The 20883-nt window shown below is 49.8% G+C and carries 17 protein-coding genes; 4 read left to right on the forward strand and 13 right to left on the reverse strand.

Annotated features, from left to right (window positions below):
- Both MK323_03770 and MK323_03775 read right to left on the reverse strand, forming a co-directional pair.
- Nucleotides 1-499, reverse strand: a 499-nt coding sequence (locus tag MK323_03770) for a ParB N-terminal domain-containing protein (GenBank protein ID MCH2481276.1), incomplete at its 3' end; no start/stop codon positions are given.
- A 513-nt stretch (nucleotides 500-1012) separates the two neighbouring features.
- The gene (locus MK323_03775; protein MCH2481277.1) at nucleotides 1013-2008 is read right to left on the reverse strand and encodes a hypothetical protein; all 996 of its coding nucleotides are present in this window, start codon (nucleotides 2006-2008) and stop codon (nucleotides 1013-1015) included.
- 155 nt (nucleotides 2009-2163) lie between these two features.
- On the opposite strand from MK323_03775, the gene MK323_03780 reads away from it, so the two are divergent.
- Entirely contained in the window at nucleotides 2164-2838 is a 675-nt protein-coding gene (locus MK323_03780; GenBank protein MCH2481278.1) for a Bax inhibitor-1/YccA family protein, read from the forward strand.
- A 68-nt stretch (nucleotides 2839-2906) separates the two neighbouring features.
- Here MK323_03780 and serS read toward each other — a convergent pair whose 3' ends face one another.
- From serS to MK323_03800, 4 genes are read right to left on the reverse strand one after another with little or no spacing between them, the layout of a single operon-like run.
- Nucleotides 2907-4187, reverse strand: a complete 1281-nt coding sequence (serS, locus tag MK323_03785; GenBank protein MCH2481279.1) for a serine--tRNA ligase — start codon at nucleotides 4185-4187, stop codon at nucleotides 2907-2909.
- Nucleotides 4188-4213: 26 nt separating this feature from the next.
- On the reverse strand, nucleotides 4214-4588 hold the full coding sequence (gene crcB, locus MK323_03790; protein ID MCH2481280.1) for a fluoride efflux transporter CrcB: 375 nt from the start codon (nucleotides 4586-4588) through the stop codon (nucleotides 4214-4216).
- 5 nt (nucleotides 4589-4593) lie between these two features.
- Nucleotides 4594-5256: an outer membrane lipoprotein chaperone LolA gene (gene lolA, locus MK323_03795; GenBank protein ID MCH2481281.1), complete on the reverse strand. Its 663-nt coding sequence runs from the start codon at nucleotides 5254-5256 to the stop codon at nucleotides 4594-4596.
- Nucleotides 5257-7596: a DNA translocase FtsK 4TM domain-containing protein gene (locus tag MK323_03800; protein ID MCH2481282.1), complete on the reverse strand. Its 2340-nt coding sequence runs from the start codon at nucleotides 7594-7596 to the stop codon at nucleotides 5257-5259.
- Nucleotides 7597-7768: 172 nt separating this feature from the next.
- Between MK323_03800 and trxB the strand changes: the two genes are divergently transcribed.
- Both trxB and MK323_03810 read left to right on the forward strand, forming a co-directional pair.
- On the forward strand, nucleotides 7769-8728 hold the full coding sequence (gene trxB / locus MK323_03805; GenBank protein MCH2481283.1) for a thioredoxin-disulfide reductase: 960 nt from the start codon (nucleotides 7769-7771) through the stop codon (nucleotides 8726-8728).
- The gene (locus MK323_03810) at nucleotides 8728-9228 is read left to right on the forward strand and encodes a Smr/MutS family protein (protein MCH2481284.1); all 501 of its coding nucleotides are present in this window, start codon (nucleotides 8728-8730) and stop codon (nucleotides 9226-9228) included. The genes trxB and MK323_03810 overlap by 1 nt, the downstream gene beginning before the upstream one ends.
- Here MK323_03810 and ispF read toward each other — a convergent pair.
- Nucleotides 9225-9707, reverse strand: a complete 483-nt coding sequence (gene ispF, locus MK323_03815; protein ID MCH2481285.1) for a 2-C-methyl-D-erythritol 2,4-cyclodiphosphate synthase — start codon at nucleotides 9705-9707, stop codon at nucleotides 9225-9227. The two genes, MK323_03810 and ispF, sit on opposite strands and share 4 nt — an antisense overlap.
- A gap of 5 nt (nucleotides 9708-9712) precedes the next feature.
- Nucleotides 9713-10420 (reverse strand): 2-C-methyl-D-erythritol 4-phosphate cytidylyltransferase, encoded by a 708-nt coding sequence (gene ispD, locus MK323_03820; protein MCH2481286.1) that lies wholly within the window; start codon nucleotides 10418-10420, stop codon nucleotides 9713-9715.
- 89 nt (nucleotides 10421-10509) lie between these two features.
- Between ispD and mfd the strand changes: the two genes are divergently transcribed.
- On the forward strand, nucleotides 10510-13956 hold the full coding sequence (gene mfd / locus MK323_03825; protein ID MCH2481287.1) for a transcription-repair coupling factor: 3447 nt from the start codon (nucleotides 10510-10512) through the stop codon (nucleotides 13954-13956).
- A gap of 98 nt (nucleotides 13957-14054) precedes the next feature.
- Here mfd and MK323_03830 read toward each other — a convergent pair whose 3' ends face one another.
- The 5 genes from MK323_03830 to MK323_03850 all read right to left on the reverse strand — a co-directional run bounded on the left by MK323_03830 (nucleotide 14055) and on the right by MK323_03850 (nucleotide 20840).
- Nucleotides 14055-15962: a polysaccharide biosynthesis protein gene (locus MK323_03830; protein MCH2481288.1), complete on the reverse strand. Its 1908-nt coding sequence runs from the start codon at nucleotides 15960-15962 to the stop codon at nucleotides 14055-14057.
- Nucleotides 15949-16989, reverse strand: a complete 1041-nt coding sequence (locus MK323_03835; GenBank protein ID MCH2481289.1) for a glycosyltransferase family 4 protein — start codon at nucleotides 16987-16989, stop codon at nucleotides 15949-15951. Before MK323_03835 ends, MK323_03830 begins: the two co-directional genes overlap by 14 nt.
- A gap of 46 nt (nucleotides 16990-17035) precedes the next feature.
- A complete protein-coding gene (locus MK323_03840; protein MCH2481290.1) occupies nucleotides 17036-18601 on the reverse strand; it encodes a glycosyltransferase family 2 protein in 1566 nt (521 codons plus the stop codon).
- Nucleotides 18602-18796: 195 nt separating this feature from the next.
- Nucleotides 18797-20131, reverse strand: coding sequence for an ABC transporter ATP-binding protein (locus MK323_03845; GenBank protein ID MCH2481291.1), 1335 nt, complete (start codon nucleotides 20129-20131; stop codon nucleotides 18797-18799).
- The gene (locus MK323_03850) at nucleotides 20121-20840 is read right to left on the reverse strand and encodes an ABC transporter permease (GenBank protein MCH2481292.1); all 720 of its coding nucleotides are present in this window, start codon (nucleotides 20838-20840) and stop codon (nucleotides 20121-20123) included. Before MK323_03850 ends, MK323_03845 begins: the two co-directional genes overlap by 11 nt.
- Nucleotides 20841-20883 lie beyond the last annotated feature (43 nt).

The following is a 20883-nucleotide window of genomic DNA, read 5'->3' on the forward strand; positions in this document are numbered from 1 at the left end:
CCCTAGAGGAACTTTTGTTAGGCCTAACAGAAGTTGATTTGAGGTCCGTTCGCCGTCCCTGACCCACTGAGTAATATCTCTTTAGGAGATGATATTTGTTCAGGAGTTCTCGGTGGGTTTTGGCCCTTTGTTTGTTGTGATGAACGAGTAACTTCCCAACTTCCTGGTTCGAAACTTTGACTTTCTCGACTTCGACCGTCTTGATCCCGAGTTGTTGAATAGCGACCAATCGGCGATTTCCTGAGATCACCCTGTTCTTTTCATCGATGACCAGGGGTTGGAGGAGACCTACTTCCTGAATACTTGAGGCCAGATCATCGATGTCTGACAGGATATAGACCTTCCTGTTGAGGGGATGATGATCGAGCTTAGAAACTAGTACTTTCACGGGGCGATCATACCCAGAGGAGAGGGTTCGGAAAAGGTAGCAGAAAGTGGGTCTAGAAAACCCTTGTTTTATCGCGTTTCCGAACAGTCGATCCAGCTGTTCTGGAATCACTTGTTTTCAGAATAGCCCGTTTCCAAATAAATCTAGTTTGATGATTCGGAAGTTACCTTGAGTTTGTTCAAATCTCTTATCAAACGCACCCACCTCCCACGACATACCCACTGTCAAAAAGAGGAGGCGACCGACAACAGAGAATGATTGTTTTAGTTTCATGGTTGTAATACCCCAGGACTTTCATTAGTCCTATCCACACAATACTACCGGGAATTAGGGAGTTCAAGGAGTCTTGAATTGACTCCAAATGGTTACAGATTCAGTAGATTCTCTTTCCTGACATTTCAGATCACTGAGCATCCCCATCTACTCAAAGATTGTGACTTTTCACTTATGTGCAAAGAACTGTTTGTTTTTGCCGTGTTTAGTGAAGTAACCATCTGCAACAGTCAAAACCGTCTTAGAAGTGTTCTCAGAGTTGTTCTCGTTACGGTATTGAGTAACCGATGATGCAGGGTCAATTCTATTTGTTTAACCGTATGAAATCGAGATCACGACCACTGATTTCTCTTAACTATTTTCAACACGTTCTGTAGATATGAACTTAACGTCAATATCTTTCCAGTCCGTTCTCCAGTTATTTCTTTTCTCCCAATCTGCATTGACTTCCCCATCTGTACTAACCAATACCCACCTCTCGTTACATGCAGGAATAATCTGTTCTTCTCGTATATAACTTTTTGTTTCTATTCTAGGAACAACGTGCATATGGTGTTTCTCAATTGTTTCTCCATGAGAAAGCAACCTATCTAGAACCGATGGAATCGAATCATCATCCCACCTCCCTGTTTTCGGGTTAACTCCAATATTGGTGAGAGACTCCTTTACAAATATCTCGACTACAGGTCCATCACCGTCATCATCTTGTAGCATTGCATCTTCGTCCTCATACTCATCTGTGTACAACTCTAAATTCAGTACAACGTCTTTGTGACCCGCATAGGACAATGCCACAGCAAGTTTAATTTTTTGATTTACACCTTCCGGATATTCATATGCCTCTACTAAATTCGGTATGCGAACTCCTTGCTTCATTTGTAGAATTCCCCCTAACCCGGTTTCGTATTTGCTTCTATCCCACATCTTGAGATGGTTGTAGTCTCCTTTCAGTTCAATCAATCTAATCTCTGATTCAGACCCATCCCCCTGGGGGAATAACTGTCGAACCTTCCTTTCTCTTATCAACTTATCTCTTGCAGGAGAGATAACAAACCCGAGCACCGCAAACTCCTCATCGGATAGAAACCACTGTTCTATTGCATGAGACCAGTGGGAGTCGTCCTCCCATAACTGACCCAGCAGTTCACTCTGTTCTTCCATCAACTCGTCAGTCTCTTCCCCTTCCGGTATACCATCTTCGACTAACTTATATTCATCAGAAAATGCACGGGTGTTCTCGGGTTCATCTAACAACTCGACATCTGTAATAACTTCTAACTCGAACACCACGTCTTCTTGATCTTCATAGGTCAAGGTAATAGTTGGACTAAATCTTTGTAGACCCATGTTCTATTCCTCCTTATCTACTCGATCCCTTCAGTAGATTGCATGACTATTATGCTGACTAGACTTTCCAAAAGCTTGATTTTTTGAGAAAGGGCCTTATCCTAATGCTTATTATAGGTTTGTGAACTAACGCCTAATTGGAGCAATAGCACGTTATGTTTAACAGAGAACAGATTGTCTCTCTCCGACCAGCCTCCAGTGCTGTGGAATACAACAAGGTCCTCCGGAATACCTATGGATTGCTCTCTGCGACCCTGCTCTTCAGTGGCGCCGTCGCTGGACTGTCTATGGCCTTTAACTGGCCCCATCCAGGCCTTGTGATTACCCTGATAGGCTATTTCGGGTTACTTTATCTGACCCGTCGATTTCGAAACTCAGCTCTTGGGCTGTTATTCGTGTTCGCTCTGACAGGCTTCATGGGATTGACCTTGGGGCCGATCATCGATTTCTATTTGACCGCTGTCCCGAACGGCCAGCAGGTGGTAATGACCGCCCTAGGCGGTACGGGTGTCATTTTCCTGGGCCTCTCAGCCTACGCCTTACGTTCCCGCAAGGATTTCAGCTTTTTGGGCGGAATGCTGTTTGCTGGCATCCTGGTTGCATTTATCGCTGGAGTAGGCGCCATAGTTTTTGGCATTCCCGCATTGTCTTTAGCGGTATCCGCCATGTTTATCCTGCTGATGAGCGGACTCATTCTGTTTCAGACCAGTCAGATCTTACACGGTGGTGAAACAAACTACATCATGGCGACCATCACACTTTATATCGCCATTTACAATCTGTTCCTCAGCCTGCTCCACATCTTGGGTATATTTGGCGGTGACGACTGAGAGATAGTTTGCTCGATTAAATGACCAGCTCTGGCATCGCCGGGGCAGATCTACTAAGCGCATCTCTTTCAGACATTCTGGATCCTGTCACATCCAGCCAGATAGGGCCGCAGTACATCTGGAACCGATATTGTTCGGTCTTCATTCTGATAGTTCTCCATGATTGCCACCAGCGTCCTGCCTATAGCAAGACCCGACCCATTCAATGTATGCACATACTCTGGTTTACTGGTTTCAGGATTACGCCATCGAGCCCGCATACGCCTTGCCTGAAATGCCTCATAATTACTACACGAGGAAATCTCCCGATATCTCTGCTGGCCGGGAAGCCAGACTTCCAGGTCATAGGTTTTAGCAGAAGAAAAACCAAGATCTGCAGTGCAGAGGGTAACAACCCTGTATGGCAGTTCGAGGAGCTGTAGCACGGTCTCAGCATGACCAGTCAATTCCTCTAGGGCAGCCCATGATGTCGAAGGTTCAACAATCTGGACCAGCTCTACCTTCTCAAACTGGTGTTGTCGGATCATACCGCGGGTATCTTTTCCGTAAGATCCTGCCTCACTTCGAAAACAAGGTGTATGACACACGTGTCGAACGGGCAGCCGAGTCGATTCGAGTATTTCGTCTCGATAAAGATTAGTAACTGGCACTTCCGCGGTGGGTATGAGGTAGTACCGAGGGTCGGTATCGGTTGCGAACTGATCCCGCTCAAACTTTGGCAACTGTCCTGTACCGAATAAGGAACTGGCATTAACCAGATACGGCACATAGGTCTCTTCATACCCGTGCTCCTGGGTGTGAAGGTCCAACATAAACTGAATCAGCGCTCTATGTAGTCGAGCGAGACCTGCTGTCATCACGACAAAGCGCGAACCGGTCAGCTTCGCAGCCTGTTCGAAGTCCAACATCCCCAGGTCCTCGCCAAGTTGAACGTGGTCAAATATTTCAAACAAAAATTCACGGCGTTCACCCCATCGCCTTTGTTCGACATTATCATCCTCTGACTCGCCGGCCGGCACACTCTCATGAGGAATATTTGGCACGTCTGCAGTCAGGTCATTGAGTTCAAGCTGTATCTGTTGCAAGCGATCGCTGACAGTTTTGAGTTCTCCTCCGAGCAGTTCGGTTGTCTTGATAAGTTCAGATGCATCCTCTTTGGATGCCTTAAGTTTGCCGATTTCTTTTGAGATTTGGTTACGGGAATGTTGCAGCTCCTGCTGTTTGATCTGGAGCTGTTTTCGGTCCTCCTCCAGTCTCTGGAACCGTTCAGTATCAAGCAAATACCCCCGGGCTTGCAGCAGTCTTGCCACTTCCTCTGTTTTACTTCGGAGCAGTTGCGGATCAAGCATCTTCGACTTACCTCAAGACTTTGCTATCAAAAGTTCCGACCTACACCCATTCCCAGATAGGCACCCAGTATGGATACAACAACACTTGTAACAATGTACAACAAGCCACGTAGCCACAAACCCTGTTCAAATAGAGTGATGGCGTCTACGGAAAATGCCGAAAACGTTGTAAATCCACCAAGCAACCCGATCTGTAGCCCGTTTCTTAAGAGGTCACTTAAAGGTATTCGCGTGACAAACAGCGCTAGGACCAGTCCGGCAAAAAAACACCCGGCTATATTGACGACTAACGTACCCCACGGAAAGCCGTTTCCCGCGAATTGAGTGATACGCAATCCTAATCCATAGCGCATCAGCGCTCCGACAGCACCACCGCATCCTATGACCAGTAACTGCAACATCCTATCTATTCAACATCGCCTATGACATCGACGCCAGCAGGCGGAATAAACTGAAATACGCTATCGGGGATCGGTTCATTTTCGACCACATCGGACAGTGTTACTCGCGTGATCTGATTGAGTTCGTCCAGCAATTGTATAAGTCGAAGCGTATCACCCTCGAAACCCAATTGAATCTCTGCAAAACTTCCATCGCTTAACTTGGGGACTAGTGAGATCCAGTTAACCGCACCTTGTCTCCCCAGAACTGTTGCTTTGTAGTCTTTCCGATATTGCTGCCCACCGGAAAGCAACACCGCGGGAGTTTGTCCAATCGCAGTCTCCTGCCCCCTGCGAGTGACCTGCTCCAGTTCAACATCGTAAACCCAGAGCACCTCACCATCAGCCACAATCGTCTGCGAGTGAACAGAGTCATAATCCCACCGAAATCGGCCTGGGCGAGCGATCCAGAGCAGTCCGCTGGACTCTTCAAGTGCCAGTAAATTTTCGTCAAGAATTACCTGGGTGAAACTGGCCTTGAGCGTACTGACCTCCTCAAAAAACCGATCAAGCTGGTCAAACCCATCTGCACCTGCGTATGCCGGTGACAGCCCGGCACCCATCGAAAAGAAAAGAAACAGCCAGCGTACAGCCTGGCGGATTGTGGCCACTTGTTCTTGTCGAGTCATCTATTCAACCGGGGCCGGCGCAAAGACCTCACGTTTTCCACTTTCGAGTGGCCCGACCACGCCCGAAGCCTCCATGGCTTCTATCATTCTCGCCGCGCGGTTATACCCAACCCTGAGGTGTCTCTGAACCGACGAGATTGAAGCGCGTCTTGTTTCAGCAACAAATGCAAGCGCCTGGTCGTATAGCGGATCACCTTCGCCCCCAATAGCGTCGTCTCGTCCAGAGCCGAGTTCCTGGGAGGCCTCCGAATGAATCACAGCATCTAGATATTCGGGTACACCACTCTGGCGTAAATGTTGTGTGACTCGCAGAACTTCCTGATCCGAGACAAAAGAACCATGCACTCGGACTGGATAGCCGGTACCAGGTGGCAGAAAAAGCATATCGCCATGCCCCAGCAGTTGCTCCGCTCCCATTTGGTCGAGAACGGTACGAGAATCGGCACGCGAACTCATCTGGAATGCTATGCGGGTTGGGAAATTTGCCTTGATCAGGCCTGTCACAACATCCACAGAAGGTCGTTGAGTCGCCAGCACCAGGTGTATACCAGCTGCTCTTGCACGTTGTGCGATCCGGGTGATCAGCTCCTCGATTTTCTTTCCCACCACCAACACGAGATCGGCAAATTCGTCTACGATCACCACGACGTAGGGCATTTTTGCCAGCGTCGGTGGCTGGCGGTCTCCCTCGCCACCGATTGGCTCATAGAAAGGATCCGGAAGCGGCTTTCCGGAATTTATCGCAGCGAGAACCTTACGGTTGTACCCCATAATGTTCCTGACACTGAGGGACGCCATCAGCCTGAATCGGCGATCCATTTCGCCCACGCACCAGCGAAGCGCGTTGGCGGCTTTGTTCATATCAGTGACAACCGGTGTCAGTAGGTGAGGTATTCCGTCATAACCAGACAATTCAAGCATTTTGGGATCGATCATGATCAGTCGAACGTCCTCTGGAGTCGACTTGTAAACAATGCTTAAAATCAACGCATTGATGCAGACCGATTTTCCTGATCCCGTGGTGCCTGCTACCAGTAAATGCGGCATCTTGCACAAATCATCGATTACGGGCTGCCCTGAAATGTCCTTACCCAGCACGAGCGTCAAAGGGCTTTTACTCGATTCATAGACTTCAGAAGCCAATCCCTCAAGCAGGCACACGGGTTCCCTCAGCTCATTAGGAATCTCCAGTCCGATGTATGTTTTGCCGGCAATATTTTCAACCACCCTGACGCTGATCACCGACAATGAACGGGCAAGATCCCGAGCCAGACTCACCACCTGGCTTGCCTTAACACCCGGTGCCGGATCGATTTCAAAACGGGTGACCACGGGCCCTGGCTGAACTGATTCCACTCGCACATCGATGTTGAAGTCCATGAGCTTTTTCTCAACCAACCGGGACATCATTTCCAAGGTTTCCTTGCTGTATCCCTGAACCTTCGCATCTGGTTTATCAAGCAGGCCTAGTGCCGGTAGTGACCCCTGCGGGACCTTATCCTCTGTAAACATAGGGATTGGCGCCTGCTTCTCCTTGTAGATACGGGCGCTCTCCCTGGTTTCAGTGACCTTAGGCTCTATACGCGGGGGACGTTTCTTGGCACGATTCCGGTTGATTTCTGCCACTGTATCTTGTCGTTTTCGTTTGAGCCTGGATCCCCGTACCTCATCAAACCAAATCGTTACCCGTTGCCATATCCTCTCAGAACACCTGCAGGTCAATTCTCCAACCTTATCCATGATCGTGAACCAGCTGACGTCCATAGACCAGGAAATCCCAGCAATAAAGACCACCAGAAATACAACCGTTGCACCGACTATCCCAAATGAATCAGAAGCCCACGCCCCCGCCAACATGCCGATCCAGCCACCTGACTCGAACGGCATAGTGCGGGACCAGGAGAAGTAATGTAGGAATTCGATACCACACGCTGACAGAAGCACGAATATCATACCGGCCCCATGAACCAGCTTGGAATATCCCATACCTTCACTGTCCGATCCACGCAACAGTCGCCAACACACCACACCAAACAGGATCGGTAAAAAGTAGGCGGAGTAACCTAATGCATTCAGCACCAAGTCTGAAAACCAGGCGCCGAATCTGCCGCCAAGGTTCTGGACGTCATTACTGACTCCCGTGTGCGTGTAACCAGGATCGCTGCTTGAATAACTCACCAAACAAACCAATAGATAGGCTGTGAATGCACCCAGAGCAATGACCAACACCTCCTTGCCCAAACGCAACAGTCTTGGTGACACACGGACATGAGTCCGTTCCACTTGTTTGGGCGACTTCGCCTGGGCCACAGTGATCGATAAGCAGATTGGTAAAAAAATGAGGCGGTGTAATTATATCGAAATATGCAAGAGCAGCGCTTAATCTGGGTAATGCTCCCCTATCGGTATCGATTTAAACTCATTATGATAGCGCCTTCGGATTCGTTGATGATCTCGCATTGCTTAATTCCCCCCTACTTTGACTAGACCGCACCAGTTAAAACCACCCGCCATGCGAAAACAAAACCACAGCCGATTGTTGATCCTCGGATCTGGTCCCGCGGGTTATACCGCTGCCCTCTACGCTGCCCGGGCAAATCTGAGCCCAGTCCTCATAACGGGTATTGAACAGGGCGGTCAACTCGTGACAACCACAGATGTGGACAATTGGCCGGGAGATTCGACTGGTGTCCAGGGACCCGAGTTAATGCAACGTATGTTGGCGCATGTGGAACGTTTTGATACCAACGTTATATTCGACCATATTCATGATGCCGAATTGGACCATAGGCCATTCCACCTGCATGGCGATTCGGCGACGTACACCTGTGATGCACTAGTCATTGCGACCGGTGCATCGGCAAGGTACCTGGGACTGCCATCAGAAGAAACCTACAAAGGAAAAGGCGTCTCGGCATGCGCCACGTGTGATGGGTTCTTCTACAAAGACAAACCCGTTGCCGTCATTGGAGGTGGGAATACAGCTGTTGAGGAAGCTCTCTATCTTTCAAATATCTGCTCTACTGTTTCGTTGGTTCACCGCCGTGAGCAACTCAGGGCTGAAGCGATCATGCAGGATAAACTGTTTGCCCGATCCGATGGTGATGGAAATGTAGTCATCCACTGGAACAACACACTTGATGAAGTAGTGGGAGACACGGCAGGCGTAACTGGTATTCGAATAAAAGACGTTAATTCGGGCAAGAAATCAACGCTCGACGTTCATGGGGTGTTCATCGCGATTGGTCACAATCCCAATACAGATATCTTCAAAGATAAACTAGAGATGGATGGCGGGTACATTGTGGCCAACGGAGGACTGAATGGAGAAGCTACGGCAACAAGTATCCCGGGAGTTTTTGCAGCGGGAGATGTCACGGATCACGTCTATCGCCAGGCCGTAACCTCGGCGGGTTCGGGTTGTATGGCTGCTCTGGATGCAGAACGTTTTTTAACCGAACAATCTAACTGATGGACGGCCTTATGATGCACGATCCCGATCGTTTATTCAGAAAGTCAGTGACGGGGGTCACGCCCCTTCGTAATCAAGGCTCGCCGGTCGTATCAAACAAGCCACGAAGTGCCGGCGCGCCGCCTGAGGCAGGTGCGATATCCAGTTCTGGAAAGGTGGATCTTGATGGTGATCTGTTTTACCGAAGCGGAGTCCAGAAAAAAACATTGAGGGAGCTTAAGCGAGGTCGATTGAAGATCGATGAAGTTCTTGATCTTCATGGGTACACGCAGACCTCCACCCCCGCTGCGATCACCAGCTTCATAGGGTCCTGTAACAACCCGGACAACCAGTGCGTTATGATAATCACTGGGAAAGGGAGAAATTCTCCTGATCGAGTCTCGGTCGTTCGAACCACCGCGCTTGAAACGCTTCGAAAACACCCTCGTGTTTTGGCTTATTGCTGTTCACAACCGGTCGATGGTGGTTATGGCGCCTTCTATATCCTGCTTCGACGTTAACCTATAGATTGTTCAACCAGAACTACCGCGTGCGCCGCTATACCTTCAGCGCGTCCGGTGAACCCCAACCCTTCGGTAGTGGTCGCTTTTACATTGACCAGACTTCGGTCTAATTCAAGGTCAGCAGACAGGTTTGATCGCATCGCATCGATAAATGGTGCTAATTTTGGCGCCTGGGCTACGAGTGTCGCATCGACATTAACCACTCGAATTGAATGCGATTGGAGTAGCCGGCGAACCTCGACCAGAAACTCCCGGCTGTTTCTATTTAGGTTTCGATCATCAGTATCTGGAAACAAGTTCCCGATATCTCCCAGTCCTGAAGCACCCAATAACGCATCGCAAATCGCATGGATCAGAACATCAGCGTCACTGTGCCCCTGCAAACCTTGGTGATAGGGTATCTCCACCCCCCCAAGAATCAACACCCGCCGGTCACCCAGTTGATGGGCATCGAACCCATGACCGACTCTGATCAGGTCCTTCATGATTGCTCACCAAGCAAAAATTCTGCCAGTTGTAGATCCCTGCTGTTTGTGATCTTGATATTCTGCCCAGCGGATTGAACGATCAGGGGTTTTAGACCCAACCTTTCTACCGCTGCTGATTCATCCGGGATCGACTCCAGATTATGCGCTACTGCCTGTAGCGCGGCGAACAGCACAGGAAACCGGAACAATTGGGGAGTCTGGGCACGCCAGAGCATTCTTCTATCCATCGTCTGGTCCGCGGTTGAATCCTGGTTTGCAATCTTGATTGTATCGGTTACGGGTACAGCCAGTAGCCCAGCTTGGAATGACGGTACTACCTTTGAAATTAAGGTGTCAATGTCCTCGATTCGCACGCAAGGGCGTGCTGCATCATGCACAAGGACCCAGTCATCTGCAGCCGCGCACCCCTGTAGCGCTTGAAGTCCCAACCACACGGTCTCCGCCCGACATTGACCCCCGGTATAACAAACTACCTGCGTGTCGTCCGGCAACGGTAGCCTCTGCCAGTGTTTGTCAGTTTTAGAAATTCCAACAAAAATGTCATCGATCTGTTCAACCGCAGCCAGCCTGTTCAAGCTATGGGCCAAAACACTCAACCCGGCGATTTCTAGATATTGTTTTGGAACAGCGCCACCGAGACGCTTGCCCTGACCTGCTGCAGGGACAACGGCCCAAAGTCTCTCTCCGTTCTTAAACGCCATAATGTCTTTTTTCTAACAGGATATTCAAGCACGTACGCGTCATTAGGATAGAATCCATAACCTCACCGCGGCCAAGCAAACGCTGCCCGATGCGCCCGTTACCAGACGAATTCAAGCCAAGCTCCGATTCGACCCAGGCCACCCCCTGGCCTGATCTGTATGGCAGCGCCGAGGGATTTGCGATAACGCGCTTAGCTGATCGGCTGGAAAAGCCGGTGGTTGTCATCGCCAACGATTCTCGGCGGATGAAACTCCTGCAGGAGGAAATAGCTTTCTTCATTCAGGACCATTCTACCCCACCCCTATTGTCTCTCTCAGACTGGGAGTGCCTGCCGTATGATGTTGTTTCACCTCAGCCAGAGGTCATATCGGACCGACTGAGAACACTTGCTCAAATCCCGCATCTCGAACGGGGCATCTTGCTTTCAACCGTACCCGCACTGATGCAAAGACTCCCCCCTTCTGACTACTTCTTGGGCCACAGCTTTTTACTCGAGACTGGTCAGACAGTGGTTCCAGAGAATCTTCGAAAACGACTTCAGGAGGCTGGATATCTATCTGTATCGCAAGTTCTTTACCAGGGAGAGTATGCAGTTCGCGGCGGAGTCGTTGATATTTTCCCCATGGGCTGTAGCGACCCATTCAGGCTCGACCTCTTTGGGGACCAATTAGAAACCATCCGCTTGTTTGACCCAGCGTCACAAAGATCGTCTGCTACCAGAAGTTCCATAGAACTCCTCCCTGCTCGGGAGTATCCCACAGACAGCGACGCGATCACTCGGTTCCGGGCCAATTTTCGGCGTCAATTTGAAGGCGATCCACAGAAGCATCTAGTGTACCGAGAAATCAGTAAAGGCAATCTACCCGCGGGTCTGGATTTCTTTTGGCCATTATTTTATGGCGAGACCAATACCCTGTTTGAACATCTGCCCTCTAACGTCACGTGGGTCCTGGACAAAGGTTTTCGAGACAGCGTCGACAGACAATGGGCATCGATCATTGACCGTCATAAACTGGCATGTCTCGTGCCCGAAAGACTCCCCCTGCCACCCGAACAACTGTACGCTTCGCCAACCGAAATAATCCAGCGAGTGGATACTGAGACCAGGGCCTTTCTAGACACAAAATCACATGAGCAATCGGAGGGCGTTAAACCTGGTATTTTTTGGGTCGAACCGCGAAGCAACGAACCGTACAGTGCTGTAATTCAACATCTTCAACATACGCCTTGCAGGACTCTACTCGCGTTTGAATCCCAGGGCCGACAGGACATCATTAACGAGGTTCTTGGAAGTCGTGACATGTACCCGACTAAAGTGGATGCATGGACTGAATTTGCGGACGAGGATGGCCCCCAACTCGCGACAATAATCTGTCGGCTCGAACGCGGTGCTGTTTTTCGGGCCTTGGGGTTGGAGGTCTTGACCGAAACCCAGATATTTGGCGAGCGGATTACTCACAAACCGAGGCGTGCCGCCCGATCACGTGATCCTGAAAGTATCATCCAGTCGCTTGCCGAACTGAAGATTGACGATCCGGTGGTCCATGAAGATCACGGTGTAGGGCGCTACAGGGGCTTGAAGGTCATGCGCATATTGGAGCACGAGAGCGAACTGATGGTTATCGATTATCAGGGTGGCGACAAACTTTACGTGCCGATCTTGAACCTGCATCTGGTAAGCCGATACCTGGGCGGCGACTCCGAGACTGCGCCACTGCATAAACTAGGGTCCGAACAATGGGCCAAAGCTAAAGTCAGAGCCGTCAAGCGCACCCGCGACACAGCCGCCGAACTGTTGGAAATACAGGCAATCCGGACGTCTCGAACCGGCAACGCCCTCGCTATACCGACGCCGGAATACTCGGAGTTCGTATCAAAGTTCGTTCACGAAGAGACGCCTGACCAGATCACCGTGATGGAGGATGTTCTGAGTGACCTGGTATCCGATCGGCCAATGGACCGGCTGGTCTGTGGCGATGTTGGATTCGGCAAAACCGAAATTGCACTTAGAGCTGCGTTTGTAGCGGTTCACAATGGGAAACAGGTTGCATTATTGGTGCCCACAACGTTACTGGCACAACAGCACTTTGATACTTTTCTCGATCGTTTTTCCGACCAGCCTGTGAGTATCCGATGTATTTCCCGCCTGCAGACCACCAAAGAAGTTGAAAAGACCCTGGCAAATCTTCATAACGCCTCCCTAGATATCGTAATCGGAACACACCGCCTGTTACAGCCCGATGTATCTATTAAGAATCTAGGACTGTTAATCATAGACGAGGAACACCGGTTCGGCGTACGCCAAAAAGAGCACATCAAAAAACTTCGAAAGGTCGTGGATATCTTGACACTCACCGCAACCCCGATTCCCAGGACATTGAATTTCACCATGGCTGGGGTCCGTGACATTTCACTGATTGCTACACCACCCGAACAGCGCGTCGCTATCAAGACATTCATCCGAATCAGGCACGATGGTCTTATTCGGGAGGCCTGCCTGAGAGAGATAAACCGTGGCGGACAGATTTTCTTCTTACACAACCAGGTCAGATCTATCGGACGCGTAAGAGATGCGCTTCAGGCTCTCGTCCCAGAAGCAACCATTGGAATCGCGCACGGCCAGATGCCGGAATCGGAACTTGAAGTCGTGATGAGACACTTTCAACAACAGCGATTCAACCTGATGGTGTGTAGCACCATCATAGAAAGTGGTATCGATATTCCCAACGCCAATACCATACTGATCGATCGCGCCGATCGTCTGGGGCTTGCACAACTGCACCAGATCAGAGGGCGTGTCGGGCGGTCAAGTCGACAGGCCTTTGCCTACCTACTTATACCCGATGAAATACCGATAACTGAGAGTGCATCAAAACGTCTTGAAGCAATCGCTTCCCTAGAAGGACTCGGTGCAGGATTTGCACTGGCATCCCACGATCTCGAGATCCGAGGTGCTGGAGAACTCCTCGGAGAGGAACAAAGCGGAACAATCGATGATATTGGATTTAGCCTTTATGCTGATTACCTCAATCGTGCTGTCAGGGATCTAACGAAACTCCCAGACGACAACGAAAACGTTCTCTACGAATCAGTTCGAACCGAGGTCGACCTCGATCTGCCAATTCTTTTCTCGGACAGTTATCTGCCCGACGTCCATACCCGATTGTTGCTGTATAAGCGAATCGCAAATGCACGAACTGCCGAAGAACTGTATGACTTGCAGTTGGAGACACTCGACCGATTTGGCCTGCTGCCCGAGGCCGCAAAGTCGGTCTTTGCTGTCAGCGACATCAAGTTAATAGCGACCGGCCTTGGGATAGAGAAAATTCAACTGGGACACAAAGGTGGCTTTGTGAAATTTTCCGAACATACCTTGCTGAATCCAATTTGTATCGTTGACCTTCTTGAATCCAGCAACGGTGAGATCCGCATGCAAGGCACCTATACGCTAAAGATCACTACATCTGTGCCCCTGCCACAAGATAAAATCACCTACACAAAAAAGTTGTTGGCTCTATTGGGGGATAACTCATGAATCAGAGCTAGTGCCTGTTTTAGCGGCTAACCCAGACCTATGGTTTGAATCAGACTCTGCCAGGTTCACGGCTATACCGTTGTACCAGAGGTGAACTATCAACGCGAGAAACTGATCACTTGGGCAGAGTCAGTCTCCTCCACTAGTTTTCTCTGCATGTATTCCGGCACTAATTCCTTCATGATCTGCTCGATTGCATCAGTGTCGGATTGCTGACATTTAGAAGTCAGCAACCTAACAGCATTCACAACTGAATCGCTGTTTAGGACCCTACTTTCAGCTAGATTGATCTGCTGGTGCAGTGTTTTCCCAAGTATCTCCTCGTGATGAAACAGTTCCTCCACCAGTTTTTCGCCTGGTCGAAGGCCGGTATAAACAATTTCAATCTCTCGGCCGGGTATCAGGCCGGCCATACGAATGAGTTGTTTTGCGAGATAGGAAATCTTGATCGGTTCCCCCATGTCAAGCACAAATATTTCACTGCCCTGTCCCTGAACACACGCCTGCATGATCAATTGACACGCTTCCGATATTGTCATAAAGAATCGCGTCACATCGGGATGGGTGACGGTGACTGGTCCGCCCTCTTCGATCTGTTTCTCAAATAGCGGTACCACACTGCCCGCAGACCCCAGTACGTTACCGAAACGTACGGTTATAAAAGCGACCCCGGACTGTGTGTTTCGAGCCTGAACCAGGACCTCAGCCATGCGTTTGGTTGCACCCATGATACTCGTCGGGTTGACCGCTTTATCGGTCGAAATCAGAACAAATTTTTCGCAACCAGTTTCACAACTCACTCGCGCCATTACATCTGTCCCAACCACATTATTTCGGACAGCTTCCCGGACTTGCTCTTGCAGCGAAGGGACGTGTTTGTAGGCTGCCGCATGAAACACGATATCCGGCATATACTGGTTGAATACTGCTCTGACCCCGGGTTCATCACATACATCTCCCAGCCGCGCATGTAATGCTATATCCGGGTGCTTGTTCTCTATTTCGTGACCGATCCTATACAAGTTGAATTCACTCTGGTCCAGCAATATCAGCGATGCCGGGTTCAATCGAACCACTTGGCGACATAACTCACTGCCAATGGACCCTCCCGCACCCGTTATGAGCACGTTCTTACCGGTCAGGCCGCTTGAAATTAGGTCGATATCGAGCGACACCGGATCTCGACCCAATAGATCATCCAACGCGACTGGTCTCAGATCCCGACTGCGAGCAGTTCCATCCAGTATGTCCTGCACCTTAGGCAAGGTACGGTAGGAGACCTGCGCCTGCTCACAGTAATCTACGATACGCCGCATGTCCTGTGTCACGGCACTGGGTATCGCAAGCAATACCAGTTCGATGCGTAACTCTTTGGCCACTCTGGGTAACGCTGAACACGCGTCAACCACCCGAACTCCCTGAATATGGCGTCCTTTCTTATCCGGATCGTCGTCTAGATAGGCTATCGGCTCGTACAGTACCGGTGTTGAGTTCCTGAGATCCCTGACCAACATATCGCCAGCCACACCAGCACCAATTACTAAAACCCGCTTACCGGACCCACTCGGTCCAGCGCGTGTGTGATAAGCGCGATAAATCAACCGGTTGGCTACCAGCAATCCGATAAGCAGCACACTATGTAGTGGAAAGACAGACCTCGGCACAGCCTCAAGCCGGGTTGCAAGAAAAATCGCAACCGCGATCAAGGCTGTTCCAAAGAATACCGACTTAACGATGGCAGAGACGTCCGGCGCAGATGTAAATCGCCATGCACCTCTAGGAACCGCAAATGCAAGCGACATCGCCACATGGAGCAGGACCACCAAGGGCAGCATTGCGATTGCCTGGTCTAGAAAAGGCTGCGGGATAGTATCGAGATTAAAACGAAACCAGTAGGCCACTAACCAGGCGATGATGACCATCAACGCGTCATGCAGGATCACTGGCCAGCGACCGGCGTAGTACCTCAACTCCTCGACTGCGTTTTCGCTGTTACTGCTCTTCATTTTGACTAAGGCGCGCCCGTTCTTTTCGTCGCACTGCCAGTCCGCAGCCCGCCAGTGTCACAAGGCCCAGCATGATCCAGAACCATTGTGGACCGAACCCGTGGATCAGAAACGTAGCGTAAATCGACAAGCATAGCGTAATCACCACAGCCAACAATGTCACTTGTGCGTGATTATAGCCAAGACGAACCAGTCGCTGGTAGAAATGACTCGAATGCGCTTCCCACCAGCGTTCACGCCTTAGAATGCGGGCAGAAAGTGTTAGAGTCGCATCACAGAACACCACACCGTAGAGAAGCACAAACGCTTCGACCGGCAAGCGATATGAAGTCCAGCCGATGATCCCCATTACTGCAAAATACATTCCCAATGTAAGACTTCCAATATCACCGAGAAAAACACGCGCAGGTCGCCAATTAAGGATAGAAAAACCGATCAAAGCACCCGCAAGCGTCAGGTTCAACAACACAAGGTTGGGGGCACCTGCCTGGTGGAACCAGAACGCCAAGACGATTGTCGCAATCGTCGACTGCGTCGCGATCAATCCATCAATACCGTCCATAAAATTGAACAGATTAGTCATCCACACGACCCAGACCACGAGTTCAATAAACAGCAGCCAGTAGGGCTGCTCCAGACGATAACCGGCAATATGAATACCCTGTGAGCGCGCAAGTAGATATACCATGATGCAGGCGATCACAACCTGTATGAAAATTCTCGACCGGATCGTCAAATTACGCCGATCGTCAAACCATCCCAGTACTGCGATGCACCCGAGTAACAGTGCGATCAATACATCCAACACAGTGATCGATTCGAGGATCAACTGATAAATTGCGATCAGTGATACTGTCGCAACAATAATCACTATCCCACCACCCCTGGGAACAACTTGACTGTGCAGACTGCGGGTATTAGGTCGATCTGGAACCAGAATACTCGAGTTGTGCTGTAAAAGGTAAGACAGCAGGCTATAAGTGGCGAGGCTACTCAGTAGCAGCAACAGCGCGGAGACAGGCGTCATAAGGTTATGTCGGTTTTAGGTCGTGACAAACAACAACAGCCATCTTTCAATTGTACAGAGGTCGGATACGTCGACTGAACCGCCCCAAACAGTCCTTCAGGATATGGTGGGTGCTTGCTTCTGCCACCTGCTCATTGATGCCGACGAGGGCATCAAGACACAGTTCTGAAATATCATCAACATGGACTCGTTGGTGACCATCAATCAGAAACTGATGTTGACTGTTCGAATCAGAAATAGAATCTAACATGTTGTTATTATGCAGATTAGTATAGTTTTTATGGCTGACATGATTAAGCCACGACTGCAAGACGAATGGCCCTCGTTCGAGCCAGCCAGCTGTTGTTTCGGACACTGGTGGTTTCTCGTCAGTGCTGTTTTGTTCAACTGCCTTGGCTTCAACTCTGGTCTCCAGCAGCAGCTGTAAGCTGAAGGCTCGATGTGCAAATCGCTGTTGATAGGTCGTCAGTCGATCAGCGGATCCTAAACATATGATGCAGCTAAACTCAGGCCAGTCTCTGTCAGGCACCTTTGCAGTGTATTCTGACGTAATCCAGGTAACCCGAGGTATTCGGGGTGCTGTTTGAGGGTCGGTTGTTTCTACAAATACGACGTAACCCCGGGCTGCCAGTCGCATCACAACCGAACGCACTAATCGGGACTGCGCTCCGATGACGAGCACACCGTTACCGTTTGTCTCAGGCCAGGAGCCTTCGAACTGACCTGGATCTTTACCGCAACTCGCCTCGGGTTTAGCAAGATCGGCCAAACTTTTTACCTTTAAATGTGACTGCGACATCAACGATATCGCATAAGCGGCGAAGGAATGCCGGTTTGAATGTTTCCTAAAGTAAGTCATCAGCGAGTGATGCTTATGGCGGGCAATTTCAACCGAATTAACGCCGCTTGATACAGCCCCCACATGTACAGCCGATACGCCTGGATTGAACACAACTTTAGACCCCGCTTCCCTGACCCGCCGACAGAGATCCAGATCTTCGAAATGAAGAAAATAGTCTTCATCCATCCCGCCCAACTCGTTGTAGAGTGACTTCCTGATGGCAAAAAAAGAACCTGACACCGCATCCACATCAATGCTATCTTGTGGCATTGGTTCGTTTGTCATATCTATTGTTGGCATATTCCTGAGTGGGAATAATTTGCCCAACATCTTGCCAATAGTTCGGATCAGCGTCACATCGTGGCGTCTACAACCTGCCTGCTCGCGCCCGTGAATTCCAAATACCAATCCACCCACTAAACCGACTTCTTGCTGATCCTTTAACAATCTGCACAGTCGATCAATGGTGTGTGGCCACACCAAGCAATCTGGATTGATGACGACCAAAATATCCCCTGATGCGACCGACGCGCCAATATTGACGGCCGCAGAGAATCCCAGATTTCGATCGTTTTGGATGTATTTTTCATTTTGCCTCCCGTTACATCCCAGTGCCCAAATTTTGCTGATATCCCTTGAGTGATTATCGACCACGATCAACTCCACTGCTGGGGTCGATTTTCTGATTCGCTCAATGCATAGCCCAAGGAACGCACCCGCATTGTAATTAACCACGATGGCAGAAACAGCCGGACAGGTGTATGGGTTCATATCAACGCGATTTCGACAGTTTCAAAACCGCCCCCTGATCGATCGCCTATCTTGGTAAAGGCCAACAATCTCTGCCGGGAATAGTCGTAAACCGCGCGGATTGCTTGAATTCTGTAACATCACCACTGCTCGACCTGAAATACGTTTTGCTCTGTGATCCTCTCCTGTGGTCCGAAACAACCCGTGGGCCGCCCATCAAACTTCACTAATGGACATGTTCATTTGAGCAAGTCCAAATCCGCCATAGTCACCTCTGACAGTAAGATGTATCAGGTCGTATCGACGGTCTATCGCGATGTTGTCACGCTCTCCGTCATCCAGCGCGACACCAAGTGATATGAAATATTCACCTGGCACCAGGTTTAGATCGAACTGAAAACGGACGACGACGGTCATTCCAGCCTTACCATGGCTGACATCTATAGCGCGTTCCCTAGTGTTAGTCCCATAGACCGTCTGGCCGTCGACAGTTTTAACAGTGCAGCCATAGATCAGGTCAGTTAATTCCTGGAAAAAGCGAACATGGACCATCAATTCTAGGTTTTCTCCGGACTCGAATACCACCTGGTCGTCGCCAGAGTTAGACTTAAGCTGGTAGTCCATTATGGCTGCTCGCCGGTCTCCCCAGCGATATTCGTTAGGGTTGTATGATCGCCGCTGCTTACAGTGGTCCTGAGCTAAATCGGATGACGCTGGCGCAGCCCAGGCTGGGCTGGTGTCAGCATCCGTCTGATCGCCTTCAGTAGCTTCCTCACTGGGGCCAACCTTCCTCGGTTGCTGAACCTCACTTCCGAACAGGTGTTCCAGATAGGCCTGGATCACGGCCTTGGGCTCTCCAATAGCTTCTATGTTGCCTGCATTCAAAAAAACAGCCCTTGAACAGTGATTTTGGATCAGTTCGACCGAATGTGAGACGAACAGTATTGTTTTCCCAGATGCCTGCATCTCCTGGAACCGCCTATAACATTTACGCTGGAACCGGATATCACCTACGGCCAGCGCTTCGTCAACGATCAGAATATCTGGATCTGAACTGATAGCTGTTGCAAATGCCAGCCTCACGTACATCCCACTGGAATAGGTGCTGACGGGGTGATCAATAAATGCTCCGATATCAGCAAATTGGAGAAGCTCGTTCAACTTAGCCTCCAGGCTATGCTTTGGAATACCCAATATTGAAGCATTGAGATAGACGTTTTCACGGCCTGTGAATCTGGGATTGAACCCTGCACCCAGTTCCAACAGAGCAGACACTGTGCCCTGTCGTACGACCTCACCATGCGTGGGAGACAAGGTACCCGAGATAATCTCAAGCAGGGTCGATTTTCCAGACCCATTGGGTCCGATAATTCCGATTGTCTCACCTTGAAACACCTCAAACGAAATATTATCCAACGCCGTAAACTCATGGTGATATTTTCGACCGCGTATCGAATACAGCTCCCTTATTCTGTCCATCGGTCGGTTATAGATCCTATAGACCTTCCCCAACTCAGTCACTGTCAACGCCGATACAGTGTCAGAGCACATCTGCAAATCCTTTGCGCACTCTTTCAAACCACAAGAATCCCAGATAGGCGAACACCAGCGCAACGACTGTGTAAATACCGATTCCCAATATATCCGGTGCGGCGTTCTTCAATAAAAAGTTTCGTAACTGCTCTATCGGAAAGGTTATTGGATTTAGATAGAGAAGGGGCTGAATGCTCTCGGGCAACGCACTCTTGGGATACAGGATTGGTGCCATAAAAAACAGTACTGTACTAATCACGCCCATCAACTGGCCAATATCCCTAAAGTAAACCGCTGCCGCAGACACAAACCAACCGATTCCTAAGCACACAATTGAGATCATTACAAATGGCAGCGGTATAAAAACTACAGACCAGCCAAATGAATGGTCGTTTTCCAACAAAAGTAAGCCGAGCAAGTACAGGATTAATACAAAGAGGCTAATACCAGCCTGGAATAAAGCGGACAAAACCGTCACCCAGGGGAGCGCCTCCAGTGGAAAAACTACTTTCTTAACGTATTGTGGATTATCTGCGATGACGGTGGTCGACTGAATAAGACAATCCGACAGTAAGGAATGTATGATCATTCCTGAAAACAATATTGCTGGAAATCGCGCTAAGCCACCCTCTTGGGCAGGCCAGCGAATTTCTAGGACCAGGCCGAATACAAACGTATAGATCGCCAACATAAGCATTGGCGTAAGGAGTGACCAGATAAGTCCCAACGCTGTACCCCGGTAGCGCGTGAGAACAGCGCGGCGGGTGAGC

The sequence above is a fragment of the Gammaproteobacteria bacterium genome, from assembly GCA_022450155.1.
Lineage (GTDB): Bacteria > Pseudomonadota > Gammaproteobacteria > Arenicellales > UBA868 > REDSEA-S09-B13.

Excerpts from the sequence above, each read along its gene's own strand:
- MK323_03780 (MCH2481278.1), top strand. The coding sequence starts at position 2,164 with ATGTTTAACAGAGAACAGATTGTCTCTCTCCGACCAGCCTCCAGTGCT.
- mfd (MCH2481287.1), top strand. The coding sequence starts at position 10,510 with ATGCGCCCGTTACCAGACGAATTCAAGCCAAGCTCCGATTCGACCCAG.
- lolA (MCH2481281.1), bottom strand. The coding sequence starts at position 5,256 with ATGACTCGACAAGAACAAGTGGCCACAATCCGCCAGGCTGTACGCTGG.
- ispD (MCH2481286.1), bottom strand. The coding sequence starts at position 10,420 with ATGGCGTTTAAGAACGGAGAGAGACTTTGGGCCGTTGTCCCTGCAGCA.
- MK323_03810 (MCH2481284.1), top strand. The coding sequence starts at position 8,728 with ATGGACGGCCTTATGATGCACGATCCCGATCGTTTATTCAGAAAGTCA.
- MK323_03845 (MCH2481291.1), bottom strand. The coding sequence starts at position 20,131 with ATGTGCTCTGACACTGTATCGGCGTTGACAGTGACTGAGTTGGGGAAG.
- MK323_03835 (MCH2481289.1), bottom strand. The coding sequence starts at position 16,989 with ATGACGCCTGTCTCCGCGCTGTTGCTGCTACTGAGTAGCCTCGCCACT.
- MK323_03775 (MCH2481277.1), bottom strand. The coding sequence starts at position 2,008 with ATGGGTCTACAAAGATTTAGTCCAACTATTACCTTGACCTATGAAGAT.
- MK323_03840 (MCH2481290.1), bottom strand. The coding sequence starts at position 18,601 with ATGAACCCATACACCTGTCCGGCTGTTTCTGCCATCGTGGTTAATTAC.
- trxB (MCH2481283.1), top strand. The coding sequence starts at position 7,769 with ATGCGAAAACAAAACCACAGCCGATTGTTGATCCTCGGATCTGGTCCC.
- crcB (MCH2481280.1), bottom strand. The coding sequence starts at position 4,588 with ATGTTGCAGTTACTGGTCATAGGATGCGGTGGTGCTGTCGGAGCGCTG.
- serS (MCH2481279.1), bottom strand. The coding sequence starts at position 4,187 with ATGCTTGATCCGCAACTGCTCCGAAGTAAAACAGAGGAAGTGGCAAGA.
- MK323_03830 (MCH2481288.1), bottom strand. The coding sequence starts at position 15,962 with ATGAAGAGCAGTAACAGCGAAAACGCAGTCGAGGAGTTGAGGTACTAC.